At 67.9% G+C, this 13,197-nt stretch carries 10 protein-coding genes and 1 tRNA gene; 2 read left to right on the forward strand and 9 right to left on the reverse strand.

From position 1 onward, the window contains the following. The first annotated feature begins 28 nt into the window (after positions 1–28). Together M0G41_RS03880 and M0G41_RS03885 are read left to right on the forward strand one after the other, a co-directional pair. Entirely contained in the window at positions 29–928 is a 900-nt protein-coding gene (locus M0G41_RS03880) for a dienelactone hydrolase family protein (protein WP_248205249.1), read from the forward strand. 558 nt (positions 929–1,486) lie between these two features. Beyond that, positions 1,487–4,798 (forward strand): S41 family peptidase, encoded by a 3,312-nt coding sequence (locus tag M0G41_RS03885; RefSeq protein ID WP_248205250.1) that lies wholly within the window; start codon positions 1,487–1,489, stop codon positions 4,796–4,798. A 469-nt stretch (positions 4,799–5,267) separates the two neighbouring features. On the opposite strand, the gene M0G41_RS03890 is transcribed toward M0G41_RS03885, so the two are convergent. The 9 genes from M0G41_RS03890 to thrS form a co-directional block, all read right to left on the reverse strand. Then, positions 5,268–5,344: transfer RNA gene (locus M0G41_RS03890), tRNA-Pro, on the reverse strand. 82 nt (positions 5,345–5,426) lie between these two features. Then, positions 5,427–5,783: a MerR family transcriptional regulator gene (locus tag M0G41_RS03895; protein WP_248205255.1), complete on the reverse strand. Its 357-nt coding sequence runs from the start codon at positions 5,781–5,783 to the stop codon at positions 5,427–5,429. Then, positions 5,764–6,063, reverse strand: a complete 300-nt coding sequence (gene ihfA / locus M0G41_RS03900) for an integration host factor subunit alpha (RefSeq protein ID WP_248205258.1) — start codon at positions 6,061–6,063, stop codon at positions 5,764–5,766. Before ihfA ends, M0G41_RS03895 begins: the two co-directional genes overlap by 20 nt. 33 nt (positions 6,064–6,096) lie before the next feature. Continuing rightward, the gene (gene pheT / locus M0G41_RS03905; RefSeq protein WP_248205260.1) at positions 6,097–8,469 is read right to left on the reverse strand and encodes a phenylalanine--tRNA ligase subunit beta; all 2,373 of its coding nucleotides are present in this window, start codon (positions 8,467–8,469) and stop codon (positions 6,097–6,099) included. Between the two features lie 101 nt (positions 8,470–8,570). Further along, complete coding sequence (pheS, locus tag M0G41_RS03910) at positions 8,571–9,569, reverse strand: phenylalanine--tRNA ligase subunit alpha (protein WP_248205262.1); 999 nt, start codon at positions 9,567–9,569, stop codon at positions 8,571–8,573. Positions 9,570–9,797: 228 nt separating this feature from the next. Next, complete coding sequence (rplT, locus tag M0G41_RS03915) at positions 9,798–10,157, reverse strand: 50S ribosomal protein L20 (RefSeq protein ID WP_248205265.1); 360 nt, start codon at positions 10,155–10,157, stop codon at positions 9,798–9,800. Between the two features lie 14 nt (positions 10,158–10,171). Continuing rightward, complete coding sequence (gene rpmI, locus M0G41_RS03920) at positions 10,172–10,369, reverse strand: 50S ribosomal protein L35 (RefSeq protein ID WP_248205269.1); 198 nt, start codon at positions 10,367–10,369, stop codon at positions 10,172–10,174. Between the two features lie 279 nt (positions 10,370–10,648). Then, positions 10,649–11,167, reverse strand: coding sequence for a translation initiation factor IF-3 (infC, locus tag M0G41_RS03925; RefSeq protein ID WP_248205599.1), 519 nt, complete (start codon positions 11,165–11,167; stop codon positions 10,649–10,651). 44 nt (positions 11,168–11,211) lie between these two features. After that, positions 11,212–13,119 (reverse strand): threonine--tRNA ligase, encoded by a 1,908-nt coding sequence (gene thrS, locus M0G41_RS03930; RefSeq protein ID WP_248205272.1) that lies wholly within the window; start codon positions 13,117–13,119, stop codon positions 11,212–11,214. Positions 13,120–13,197: the final 78 nt, after the last annotated feature.

The raw sequence follows: 13,197 nt of genomic DNA on the forward strand, positions 1-13,197 counted from the left end.
TGGTCCGAACGTCATAGAGGGATCGGCCATGAAGCCCCAGCCTCCGCGCCTCACCCACCACGACTTCGACCCCCAGGTGCTGGTGCTGTTCGATGCCTATGTGCACGGCGAGCTTGATCGCCGCGGCTTTCTCTCGCGGGTCGGCGAGCTCGTCGGCGCGGCCGCCGCGGTAGGCGTGCTGGGTGCCCTGGCGCCGAGTTTTGCCCAGGCGCAGCAGGTGCCCGAGGACGATGCCCGCCTGACCACCTCTCGTCAGGAATTCGACTCACCGGCGGGGCACGGCCGGGGCAGGGGCTACCGGGTGCTGCCCGCGGAGGCCAAGGGGCCGCTGCCCCGGGTGCTGGTGATCCACGAGAATCGCGGACTTAACCCGCACATCGAGGATGTCACCCGCCGACTGGGGCTTGCCGGCTATGACGCCTTCGCCCCGGATGCACTCTTCCCGCTCGGCGGCTATCCCGGCAACGAGGACGAGGCACGCAGCCTGTTCGCCACCCTGCAGCAGGACAAGTGCCGGGCCGATTTCCTCGCTGCCGCGGCCTGGTTCGAGGCACAGGACGGCGGCAACGGCCGGCTGGGCGCCGTTGGCTTCTGCTATGGCGGCGCGATCACCAGTTTCCTTGCCACGGAGCTACCCCAGCTCAACGCGGCGGCCCCCTTTTACGGCGGCCCCGCGCCGGCGGACAAGGTCGCCGGCATCAAAGCGGAACTGCTGGTGGTGCTGGCCGCGGAAGACCCTCGCATCAACGACGCCTGGCCCCCGTACAGGGAAGCCCTGACCCGGCACGGCATCAGCTTCAGCCTGTTCCAGCCGCCGGATACGGTCCATGGATTCCACAACGACACCACGCCCCGTTACAGCGAGGCGGCGGCCAGGGAGGCCTGGAAGCGCACGCTCGAGCTGTTTGCCCGGAGGCTTGCCACCTAGGCGCCGGAACCCGGCACGGCGGGCGGATATGGGCGCGAAGCAGACCTTCCGCAAGACCCGAATGTAGGAGCCAGCTTGCTGGCGATAGGCGCCCCGGACGGGACGATCGCCAGCAAGCTGGCTCCTACACGCAACGTCGCTGCCAGGCCCGGTTTGCGCCATTCTGGCGCGTCTGAATCCCACCCCCTTCGACCGCATTACCGCACTTCAACGAGATTCGACTGTGGGAGCGCCCTTGGGCGCGACCGCGGCGTTTCGGATTCACCACAGACCGCGGCCAGAGCGGAACTCCGCGGTCGCGCCCAAGGGCGCTCCCACAGTCGGGCTTTGTTGGGCGTCGGCGCAGCCCCATAGGGTGTGCCTTGGCGTACCGGCATGGGCGTTCGGACGGTGCGCCCGGTGCGGCCAGCCGCACCCTATGAATGTCTGCTTCGCCCCCTGCCCTGCCCTTCGGCCCCGCTCGCTCCACCTGCGATGGGCTTCGATCCACCGCGCGGGATAGCCCTGCCCCGCCGCTTCGGGCAAAGATGCGGGCTGATACGGACGGAGTGCACTCCGATGCATCGATTCCTCGCCTTGGCTCTTGCCGCAGCGCTGCTGTCGTGGAGCGCACCGGGGCTGGCCACGCCGGGCTATTTCCGCTTTCCCGCTCCGCTTGCAGACGGTTTGGTGTTCACCGCCGAGGGCGACCTCTGGCGGGTACCGATCAGCGGCGGAGAGGCGCGGCGGATCACGACCCATGAGGGCCAGGAAACCCACGCCGCGGTCTCCCCCGACGGGCGCCAGGTCGCTTTCGTCGGCACCTATGCGGGCGACGAGGACGTCTACGTCATGCCCCTGGCCGGCGGCGAACCGCGGCGACTGAGCTTCGATGCCGGCCGCGTCCAGGTTCATGGCTGGTCTCCGGGCGGCGAGGTGATCTACAGCAGCGAGGACCTGACCGGCCCGACCCTGCTGCGGGTGATCCGGCTGGTCGACCCGGTGTCGCGGGCGACGCGGGAACTGCCCCTGCACGACGCCAACCAGGCGGCCTTCGATGATCGCGGCCGGGTGCTGTTCACCCGTTTCGGCCAGCACCTCAACGGCGACAATGCACGGGGCTACCGCGGCGGTGCGTTGGCCCAGCTGTGGCTGTTCGACCCCGCCAGCGGCAAGGAGGCACGCCGCCTGGGAAGTGACGCCGATGGGGCGATGCATACGCCGATGTGGCACAACGGGCGCTGGCTCTTTGTCAGCGACCGCGACGGACAGGACAACCTGTGGACGATGGACGCCGAGGGCGGCGACGCGCGCGCGCTGACCCGGCACGCCGGCTTCGAGGTGCGCAGCGCTCGCCTGCACGGTGGGCGCATCGCCTACCAGCTGGGCGCAGACCTGCGCCTGCTCGAGCTTTCAACCGGCGAGGACCGCGCACTCGAAGTGCGCCTGCTGTCGGACTTTGCTGGTCGCCGCGAACGCTGGCTGGAGAAGCCGCTCGCCCATCTCAGTTCGACGCGGCTGTCGGCCACGGATGACCGGGTCGCGCTGACCGTACGCGGCCGGATCAGCGTGGCCGGCCCCGGGCCCCGGCGCCGGGTCGAGATCGCGACCCCGGCAGACAGCCGTTCGCGCGAGGCCGTGCCCGGCCATGACGGGCGCTGGGTCTATGCCATCAACGACGCCAGCGGACGCAACGAGATCTGGCGCTTCGCCGCGGATGGTCGCAGCGAGTCCCGGCAGCTGACCCGCGATGGCGAGGCGCACCGATGGCGTCTCTACCCCTCACCGGACGGGCGCTGGCTGGCCCATACCGACAAGCGCGGTGCCCTGCACCTGCTCGATCTGCAGCAGCTGCAGAACCGCCAGATCGACCGCAGCGAATGGGGCGGTGATGACGCCTACCGCCATGTGGTCTGGTCGGACGACGGCAAGACCCTGGCCTTCGTACGCGTCGGCAGTGCCGCCGGCCGCGACCAGCTGTTCCTGCATGATGTCGCTTCCAGACGCACCGAAACGCTCAGCAGCGACCGCTTCGAGTCCTACGCCCCGGCCTTCTCGACGGATGGTCGTTGGCTGTACTTCCTCTCCCAGCGCAACTTCGTTGCCTCGCCGGGCTCGCCCTGGGGCGACCGCAATACCGGTCCGGGCTTCACCCGGCGGGCCAAGCTGTACGCACTGGCGCTGCAGCCGGGCAACCGGTTCCCCTTCGCCCCCGAGGATGAGCTGGCAGCCGCCAGTCAGGACAAGGACGCGGCGTCGGCCGATGGCAAGGCGACCCCGGAGGACTCGTCGGAGCAGACCGACCCCAAGGTCTGGCCGGCCATCGCGCTCGATGGTCTTGCCATGCGGCTTCACGAGGTACCGGCGCCGGCGGGCGACTACGAAGCGCTGGCCGCAGACGGCAAGCGGCTCTACCTGCTCGAAAGCGTGGATCAGCGCCAGCAGCTGAAAACCCTGGACATCGGCAACCAGGGCAGCGAGCCGAAACTGCTGGCCGACCATGTCGTCCAGTTCGAGCTGTCCGCCGACCGCAAGCGCCTGGCCCTGGTCCAGCGGCAGGGCGAGGGTGACCCGAAGCTTCTGGTGGTGGAGGCCGGCGATTCCCTGCCTTCGGATACCGCCAAGGCCACGGTGCGGGTTGCCGACTGGCGCCTCGCCATCGACCCCGTGCAGGAGTGGAAACAGATGTTCAGCGATGCCTGGCGCATGCATCGCGATTTCAGCTTCGACGCCGGCATGCGCGGGCTTGACTGGGAGGCGGTGCGCGATCGCTACGCGCCCCTGGTCGATCGGCTCACCGATCGCGCCGAGCTCGACGACCTGCTTGCCCAGATGATCGGGCATCTCGGCATCCTGCACTCGCAGGTACGCGGCGCCGACTTTCCCCAGGATCGCGAGGCCCCGCGCGCCGCCATGCTGGGCGCGCGCTTCGAGCAGGGCGCCGACGGCCTGCGCATCGCGCACATCTACCGCAGCGACCCGGAACTGCCGGGCGAGCGCTCCCCGCTCGCGCGTCCGGGCGTGGACGCGCGAGCGGGCGACCGGCTGCTGCGCGTCAATGGCCGCGACATCGCCCACGCCGGCGACCTGGCCGCGGCCCTGCACCACCAGGCCGGCCAGCAGGTGCTGCTCGAACTCGAACGACAGGGCCGCACCCTGCGCACGGTGGCGGTCCCGGTGGATGCCGGCGCCCATGCACGACTTCGCTATGCCGACTGGGTGCAGGGTCGCAGCGCCGTAGTCGACAAAGGCGGCGAAGGCCGCATCGGCTACCTGCACCTGCGCGCGATGGGCCCGAACGACATCGCCAGCTTCGTCCGCGACTTCTACGCCCAGGTCGACCGGGAGGGCCTGATCATCGACGTGCGCCGCAACCGCGGCGGCAACATCGACTCCTGGATCATCGAGAAGCTGCTGCGCCGGACCTGGGCGTTCTGGCAGTCGCCGGGTCGCAGGCCCTACTGGAACATGCAGCAAAGCTTCCGCGGCCACCTGGTCGTGCTGGTCGATCCGCTGACCTATTCCGATGGGGAGACCTTCGCCGCCGGGGTCAAGGCGCTGGGTATCGCACCGGTCATCGGCACGCGAACCGCCGGGGCCGGGATCTGGCTGTCCGACCGCAATCGGCTGGCCGACGGCGGAATCGCCCGGATCGCCGAGTTCGGCCAGTTCGGCGCCGACGGCCGCTGGCTGATCGAGGGCCGTGGGGTCAGTCCCGACATCGAGGTCGACAACCTGCCGCACGCGTCCTGGCAAGGCGAGGACCGGCAGCTCGACGCCGCCATCCAACTGCTGAAGGACCGGCTGAGCACCTCCCCCGTCGAGCAGCCTCCCGCGCAGCCCATTCCGCCGGTCGGCGAGGCAGGACAGGACGTACAGCCACCGAATTGAGCCCGGGTTGGAGGTGCCGGAAGAGGCGCGAAGCAGACGTACCGCATCACCCGAATGTAGGAGCCAGCTTGCTGGCGATAGGCGCCCCGGATGGGACGATCGCCAGCAAGCTGGCTCCTACAGCAACGGTGCTGCCAGGTCCGGTTTGTGCCGCGAAGCAGACCTTTCCGCAGTCAAATTGTGGGAGTGCCCTTGGGCGCGACCGCGGAGGATCGCTCTGGCCGCGGTCTGTGGTGAATCCGTTGCGCCGCGGTCGCGCCCAAGGGCGAACCCACGGTCGGGCTTCGTTGGGCGTCAGCGAGCCCCATAGGGTGTGCCTTGGCGCACCGATACGGGCGTTCGGACGGTACGCCCGGTGCGGCCAGCCGCACCCTATGAATGTCTGCTTTGCGCCCGGACCTCCCCGCCGGATGCGCGATCCGCGCAAACGAAAACGGCGGATCCGTTGCCGGATCCGCCGCTGGCGTTTTGGTCGGGGTAGCCGGATTCGAACCGACGACCACCAGTCCCCCAGACTGGTGCGCTACCAGGCTGCGCTATACCCCGGGTAGTCTGTCCGGCCGCTCTGGCCGGGCCGCGAAGTATACAGGCTCGCGGGGCCGGCGTGCAGCCATGAGGCGCGGCGTGATCAGCGCTTGAGTAGGTGCAGGACCTCTTCCAGCTCCATGCGCACCTGACGGATCACCTGCAGGGTCATGCTGCTGTCAGCCCGGCCCTGCTCGCCTTCTAGACGCTGTCGGGCGCCTGTGATGGTGAAGCCCTGTTCGTAGAGCAGGGAGCGGATCTGGCGGATGGTCAGCACATCGTGGCGCTGGTAATAGCGCCGGTTGCCACGCCGCTTGACCGGCTTGAGGGCCGGAAATTCCGTCTCCCAGTAGCGCAGCACGTGCGGCTTGACGTCGCACAGTTCGCTGACCTCACCGATGGTGAAGTAGCGCTTCGCCGGGATCGGCGGGAGTTCGCTGTTACTGCCCGGGTCCAGCATACGCTTCCACTCGTTCCTTGAGCTTCTGTCCCGGCCGGAAGGTCACCACCGTCCGGGCGGAGATCGGGATTTCCTCTCCCGTCTTGGGATTGCGGCCGGGGCGCTGGTTCTTCTCGCGCAGGTCGAAGTTGCCGAAGCCGGACAGCTTGACCTGCTGCCCGCCCTCCAGCGCCTCGCGCATCGCGTCGAAGAACGCGTCGACGAACTCCTTCGCCTCGCGCTTGTTCAGGCCGACGTCCTCGAAGAGACGTTCGGCCATCTCGGCCTTGGTGAGCGCCATCGTATCCCCTGTGGTACCGCGGTGTCCGTGCGGCTAGCCGCGCAGCCGGGCAGCGCAGTGGGTCTCAAGGGCGGACACCGCCCCCTGCACCATCTGCTCTACGTCCTGCTCGGCTAGGGTGCGGGAGTCGTCCTGCAAAATCAAGCCCATAGCGAGACTCTTGAAACCAGCTTCAAGCCCGGGGCCGACGTACTGGTCGAAGACCCAGACGCGCTTGAGCTGCGGACCAAGCGTGCGCCGGATCACGCTTTCCAGGGCGCCCCATGTCGTCCCTTCCGGCACCACCATGGCGAGGTCACGGCGCACCGATGGGAAGCGGGACAGCACAGCGGCCTGGGGCACGGCACGCTGCGCCAGCGGCCCGACGTCGAGTTCGAACACCACCACTTCCTGGGCCAGGTCCAGCGCCTTGAGCAGCCGCGGATGCAGATGCCCCACGCAGCCGAGATGGACGTCGCCGCGGAAGACCTCGGCCGAGCGCCCCGGATGCAGGAAGGCACGCTGGCCGGGTTCGAAGCGCAGGTCGGTCGTCGCAGACAGGGCCGAGATGGCCTCGAGGTCGCCCTTGGCGTCATAGAAGTCGACGGCGCGGTCGTCGGCCGCCCACTGCTCGGCCCGCGCGGCGCCAAGGGCCACGGCGGCCAGGCGCTCGGTCTCGACCGGGGCATCGGCGCCACGGGCAAACACCCGGCCGATCTCGAACAGGCGCACGCGGTCCTGCTGGCGGTCACGGTTGCGGTGGACGGCCTCGACCAGGCCGGGCAGCAGCGAGGGACGCATCACGCCCATGTCCGAGGCCAGCGGATTGGCCAGCACGACTTCGGCCGGCAGGCCCCAACGCTGCAGCAGGGCGGCGTCGACAAAGGCGAAGTTGACCGCCTCGGCGTAGTCGCGCGCAGCTGTGGCCTGGCGCAGCTGGGCGACCGGGACGCGGTCCTCGGGATGGCGGCCTGGCGGCACGGCGCCGGTCGGCGAACTCATCGGGATGCGGTCGTAGCCGTGGATGCGGGCGACCTCCTCGATCAGGTCCTCCTCGATGGCGATGTCGAAGCGCCGACTGGGCGCGGTGACCCGCCAGCCCTCCGAGGTCGACTCGACTTCCATCCCCAGCGCGCGCAGCAGGGCGTCGACCACGGCGTCGTCCACCTGCATGCCGAGCACGCGGGCCAGACGGGCGCGGCGCAGGGTGACCGGCTGCGGCTGCGGCAGGTCCTGGGCACGTTCGGCGATCTTCAGCGGGCCGGCCTTGCCGCCGGCGATCTGGATGATCAGCCGGGTGGCGAATTCGATGGCCTGTCGCGGGAGGCCGGGGTCGACGCCGCGCTCGAAGCGATGCGAGGCATCGGTGTGCATGCCGAGCTTGCGGGCCCGGCCGATGATGGCCTCGGGGGCGAAGTGGGCGGCCTCGAGGAAGACATTGCGCGTCGACTCGGTCACCCGGGTGTCCCAGCCGCCCATCACCCCGGCCAGGGCTACCGGACGGTCGGCGTCGGTGATCAGCAGGAAGCCTTCGTCGAGCTTCACCTCGCGCTCGTCGAGCAGCTTCAGCGTTTCGCCGTCGCGCGCCTTGCGTACGCCGACCGGCCCGCGCAGGGTGTCGGCGTCGAATGCGTGCATCGGCTGGCCGATCTCCAGCATCACGTACTGGGTGACGTCGACCAGCAGGGAAATCGGACGGATGCCGCAGCGACGCAGGCGCTCGGCCATCCACACCGGGGTCGGGGTCGAGGCATCGACGTCGCGGATCAGGCGACCGGCATAGCGCGGACAGTCGGCGCCGGCGGCCAGCTCGATCGGCAGCATCAGCTCGATCTTGGTCGGCTGCGGCTCGATCAGCAGCGGCTTGACCGAGCTGCCCAGCGCCGCGGCGACATCGTAGGCGATGCCGCGCACCGAGAAGCAGTCGGCGCGGTTCGGGGTCAGCTTGATCTCGATGCTGGTGTCGGGAAGGCCGAGATACTTCGACAGCGCCTCGCCCACCGGTGCGTCGGCCGGAAGCTCCATCAGCCCGCTGGCATCGGCATCGATGTCCAGCTCCTTGGCCGAGCAGAGCATGCCAAAGGACTCCACGCCACGCAGCTTGGCCGGCTTGATCTTCAGCCCGCCCGGCAGCTCGGCACCGACGCTCGCCAGCGGCGCCTTCAGCCCCAGACGCGCATTGGGCGCGCCGCATACGATCTGCAGCGGCTCGCCGCCACCGACGCTGACCTTGCACAGCTTCAGGCGGTCGGCCTCGGGATGCTTCTCGCAGGCGATGATCTCGCCGACCACCACGCCGGGCAGCTCACCACCCACCGTTTCACTGCCCTCGACCTCAAGGCCGATGGCGGTCAGCGTGCTGCACAGCCGCGCCGTATCGGCGTCGACCTCGACATGTTCGCGGAGCCAGGATTCGGGGAATTTCATAGGAGAGGGCTCAGATATCAGGGCTCAGGGCTCAGGGCTCAGGGCTCAGGCCAGAGCGGGCTCTTCCGAGCCCTGGGCCCTGGCCCCTTGGCCCTCGCGGGTCAGGCGAACTGGCGCAGGAAGCGCAGATCGTTATCGAAGAAGCTGCGCAGGTCATTCACCCCGTAGCGCAGCATGGCGAAGCGCTCGACGCCGAGGCCGAATGCGAAGCCGGTGTAGCGCTCGGGGTCGATGCCGCAGTGGCGCAGGACGTTGGGGTGGACCATGCCGCAGCCAAGCACTTCCAGCCAGCCCGGCTCGCTGCCGTCGCCGCGATCCCAGCGGATGTCGACCTCGGCAGATGGCTCGGTGAAGGGGAAGTAGCTCGGTCGGAAGCGCATTTCGAAGTCGCGCTCGAAGAAGGCGTCGACGAACTGCTTCAGCGTGCCCTTGAGGTCGGCGAAGCTGGAGGTCTCGTCGACCAGCAGGCCCTCGACCTGATGGAACATCGGGGTGTGGGTCTGGTCGCTGTCGCTGCGATAGACCTTGCCCGGGGCGATGATCCGGATCGGCGGCTCGCGGCCGACCATCGAGCGGATCTGCACCGGCGAGGTGTGGGTGCGCAGCAGTCGGCCGTCGGGGAAGTAGAAGGTGTCGTGCATGGCCCGCGCCGGATGGTGCGGCGGGAAGTTCAGGGCCTCGAAGTTGTGCCAGTCGTCCTCGATCTCGGGGCCGTCAGCGACCTGGTAGCCGAGCCCGGCGAAGATCGCCGCGATGCGCTCCAGGGTGCGCGACACGGGGTGGATCGTGCCTCGCTGCCCGTCGCGGCCCGGCAGGGTCACGTCGATGCGCTCGCTGGCCAGGCGCTGGGCGAAGGCGGCTTCCTCGAGCGCCTGCTTGCGCTCGCCAATCGCCGCGCCCACCGCGTCCTTGACCCGGTTGATCTGCTCGCCCTGGGCCTTGCGCTGCTCCGGCGGCAGGGTGCCGAGCGTCTTCAGCTGGGCGGTGATCGCGCCGCTCTTGCCGAGCAGGGCGACGCGCAGGGTCTCCAGGGCGTCGAGGCTGTCAGCGGCGCCGATGTCGGCGAGGGCCTTGGACTGCAGGGTGTCGAGGTCGCTCATTGTTCTTCCGTTGGCGGACGCCCCGGGAACACCTCGCCAGCAAGCTGGCTCCTACATCACGATTACCCTGTAGGAGCCAGCTTGCTGGCGATCATTCCACCGGGCGAGCCGTTCAGACCTGCAAAAAAACAAATGGGGAAGAGCGGCGCCCTTCCCCATCGGTTGCGGGGCGAACCCCGCTCGTTTGCCGTTCATCGCGGGGCCTAAGCCCCGCAATGTGGACGCAGCTTACGCCGCCAGCGCGCCCTTGGCCTTCTCGGCGATGGCGCCGAAGGCGTTGATGTCGTGCACGGCGATGTCGGCCAGGGCCTTTCGGTCCAGCTCGATGCCGGCCTTCTTCAGGCCGTTCATCAGACGCGAGTACGACAGGCCGTACTGACGGGCCGCGGCATTGATGCGCACGATCCACAGGGCGCGGAACTGACGCTTCTTCTGCTTGCGGCCGATGTAGGCGTACTGCAGCGACTTGGTGACCGCCTGCTTGGCAACGCGGAACACCTTGCGACGGGCATTGAAGTAGCCCTTCGCGCGGCTGAGAATCTTCTTGTGACGACGACGGGCGGTAACGCCACGCTTAACACGTGCCATGGTTCATCCTCCCCTTACAGGTACGGCAGCATGCGCTGGACGCGACCTGCGTCCTCCGCACGTACGTGGTTGGTGGCACGCAGACCGCGCTTACGCTTGGTCGCCTTCTTGGTGAGGATGTGGCTCTTGAAGGCGTGACCGCACTTGAACTTGCCGGAAGCAGTCTTCCGGAAGCGCTTCGCGGCCGCCCGATTGGTCTTGATCTTGGGCATGACTGAAACTCTCTTGACTGAACATCTAGTTATGACACTGAACCAGGCGGCGGTTACCCGCGCTTTCCTTCCTGCCTGATGCGGCTTGTAGGCCCGTTGCCGGGCTTGTTCCTGTTTGCGTGGAGCCCGCTTCGGCACCCGAAGGCGCCTCAACGAAGCGACCCGGGCCAGGGAAGGCCCGGCGCCCGACGGCAGCGCCGGCGGGCGGAAGGCAGCAAGAACCACGCTTCTTGCTGCCTTCGCGAAAGTCGCGGCAGGATGCCCGATCTTTCGCTGAAACTATTTCTTCTTCGGCGCGACCATCATCACCATCTGCCGGCCTTCCAGGCGCGGGCGGGATTCGATGACGACCTCGTCCTTCAGATCCTCTTCGAGCCGCTGGATCATCTGCACACCCAGTTCGGTATGCGCCATCTCGCGGCCCTTGAAGCGGATGGTGATCTTGATCTTGTCGCCTTCCTCGATGAAGCGGCGCATGTTGCGCAGCTTGATCGCGTAGTCACCGTCGTCCGTGGTCGGGCGGAACTTCACTTCCTTGATCTCGACCTGCTTCGTCTTCTTGCGCGCGGCCGAGGCCTTCTTCTGCGCTTCGAAGCGGAACTTGCCGAAATCCATCACGCGGCAGACGGGGGGATCCGCATTCGGCTGGATCTCGACCAGATCCAGGCCCTCGTCTTCCGCGAGGCGAAGTGCCTCGTCCCGGGAGAGTACGCCGACCATCTCGCCGTCGGACCCGATGACGCGCACGCGCGGCACCCGTATCTCCTCGTTCTTCCGATTCAGTTTGTCGGTGCTAATTCGCTATTCCTCTTGTCGGTGACATGCCGCATCCGAAGACCATCTCAGGCCAGCGGGCCGCGCTCCGCGCTGATGCGTGCAAGGAAGTCGGCAAGGCTCATCGAGCCGAGGTCTTCCCCTGAACGCGCGCGCACCGCAACGAGCCCGTTTTCCTTCTCGCGGTCGCCGACCACGAGCAGATACGGGACCCGCTGCAGCGTGTGTTCGCGGATTTTATAGCCGATCTTCTCGTTTCTCAAGTCGGCACGGACGCGAACCCCCTGATCGGACAGGGATTTGGCCACTTCGTTCACGTAGTCGGCCTGGGCGTCGGTGATATTGGCCACCACGACCTGGGTCGGTGCCAGCCAGAACGGGAAGAGTCCGGCGTGGTGTTCGATCAGGATGCCGATGAAGCGCTCCATCGAGCCGACGATGGCCCTGTGCAGCATCACCGGATGCCTTTTGGTCGAGGATTCATCGACATACTCGGCCCCGAGGCGCTCGGGCATCATGAAATCGACCTGCATGGTGCCCACCTGCCAGCCGCGGCCGATCGAGTCGCGCATGTGGTACTCGATCTTCGGGCCGTAGAAGGCGCCCTCGCCGGGCAGCTCCTCCCACTCCACCCCCGACGCCTTCAGCGCCGCGCGCAGGGCGTTCTCGGCCTTGTCCCAGGTGGCGTCGTCGCCGAGCCGCGGCTCCGGGCGCAGGGCGATCTTCAGCGAGATGTCGGAAAAGCCGAAGTCCGAATAGACCTTCATCGCCTGGGCGTGGAAGGCGGTGACCTCGGCCTCGACCTGCTCCTCGGTGCAGAAGATGTGGCCGTCGTCCTGGGTGAAGGCGCGCACCCGCATGATCCCGTGCAGGGCACCGGAAGGCTCGTTGCGGTGGCAGCCGCCGAACTCACCGTAGCGGATCGGCAGGTCGCGGTAGCTGTGCAGGCCGGCGTTGTAGATCTGCACGTGGCCCGGGCAGTTCATCGGCTTCACCGCATAGGTCCGCTTCTCGGACTCGGTGAAGAACATGTTGTTCTGGTAGTTGTCCCAGTGCCCCGAGCGCTTCCACAGCGACACGTCGAGGATCTGCGGACAGCGGACTTCCTGGTAGCCGCAGTCCTTGTACACCCGGCGCATGTACTGCTCGACGGTCTGCCACAGCTGCCAGCCCTTGGGGTGCCAGAACACCATGCCGGGGGCCTCTTCCTGCTGGTGGAACAGGTCCAGGGCCTTGCCGATCTTGCGGTGGTCGCGCTTCTCGGCCTCTTCCAGCTGGTGCAGGTAGGCCTTGAGCTCCTTGTCGTTCAGCCAGGCGGTGCCGTAGACGCGCTGCAGCATCTCGTTCTTGGCATCGCCGCGCCAGTAGGCCCCGGCCACCTTCATCAGCTTGAAGGCGCGCAGCTTGCCGGTGCTCGGCACGTGGGGGCCGCGACACAGGTCGATGAACTCGCCCTGCGAGTACAGCGACAGGTCCTCGTTGGCCGGAATCGACTCGATGATCTCGGCCTTGTAGACCTCGCCCTTGTCGCGGAAGAACTCGACCGCCTCGTCGCGCGCCATGACCGAGCGCTGCACCGGCTGGTCCTCCTTGACGATCTTCGCCATCTCGGCCTCGATCTTCTCGAGGTCTTCCGGGGTGAACGGCGTCTTGCGCGCGAAGTCGTAATAGAAGCCGTTGTCGATCACCGGGCCGATGGTGACCTGGGTGTCCGGGAACAGCCGTTGCGTGGCCTGGGCGAGCAGGTGCGCGGTGGAGTGACGAAGGATCTCCAGCGCATCGGGGTGCTTGTCGGTGACGATCTCGAGCGCGGCGTCCTGCTCGATGCGGTGGCTGGTGTCGACCAGCTTGCCGTCGACCTTGCCGGCCAGGGCGGCCTTGGCCAGGCCCGGGCCGATCGAGGCAGCGACCTCGGCGACCGTGACCGGCTGCTCGAAGGCACGCTGTGAACCGTCGGGGAGAGTGATGGCGGGCATGGGGGAACTCCGGATTCCGGGCGTCCCGGGCTCGGGACAACAAAAAAGGGCGCCGAGCGCCCTTCGTCATGCAGCCTG

It is taken from the genome of Pseudomarimonas salicorniae, assembly GCF_023156535.1.
GTDB lineage: Bacteria > Pseudomonadota > Gammaproteobacteria > Xanthomonadales > Xanthomonadaceae > Pseudomarimonas > Pseudomarimonas salicorniae.

Excerpts from the sequence above, each read along its gene's own strand:
- M0G41_RS03880 (WP_248205249.1), top strand. The coding sequence starts at position 29 with ATGAAGCCCCAGCCTCCGCGCCTCACCCACCACGACTTCGACCCCCAG.
- M0G41_RS03885 (WP_248205250.1), top strand. The coding sequence starts at position 1,487 with ATGCATCGATTCCTCGCCTTGGCTCTTGCCGCAGCGCTGCTGTCGTGG.
- M0G41_RS03895 (WP_248205255.1), bottom strand. The coding sequence starts at position 5,783 with ATGCTGGACCCGGGCAGTAACAGCGAACTCCCGCCGATCCCGGCGAAG.
- ihfA (WP_248205258.1), bottom strand. The coding sequence starts at position 6,063 with ATGGCGCTCACCAAGGCCGAGATGGCCGAACGTCTCTTCGAGGACGTC.
- pheT (WP_248205260.1), bottom strand. The coding sequence starts at position 8,469 with ATGAAATTCCCCGAATCCTGGCTCCGCGAACATGTCGAGGTCGACGCC.
- pheS (WP_248205262.1), bottom strand. The coding sequence starts at position 9,569 with ATGAGCGACCTCGACACCCTGCAGTCCAAGGCCCTCGCCGACATCGGC.
- rplT (WP_248205265.1), bottom strand. The coding sequence starts at position 10,157 with ATGGCACGTGTTAAGCGTGGCGTTACCGCCCGTCGTCGTCACAAGAAG.
- rpmI (WP_248205269.1), bottom strand. The coding sequence starts at position 10,369 with ATGCCCAAGATCAAGACCAATCGGGCGGCCGCGAAGCGCTTCCGGAAG.
- thrS (WP_248205272.1), bottom strand. The coding sequence starts at position 13,119 with ATGCCCGCCATCACTCTCCCCGACGGTTCACAGCGTGCCTTCGAGCAG.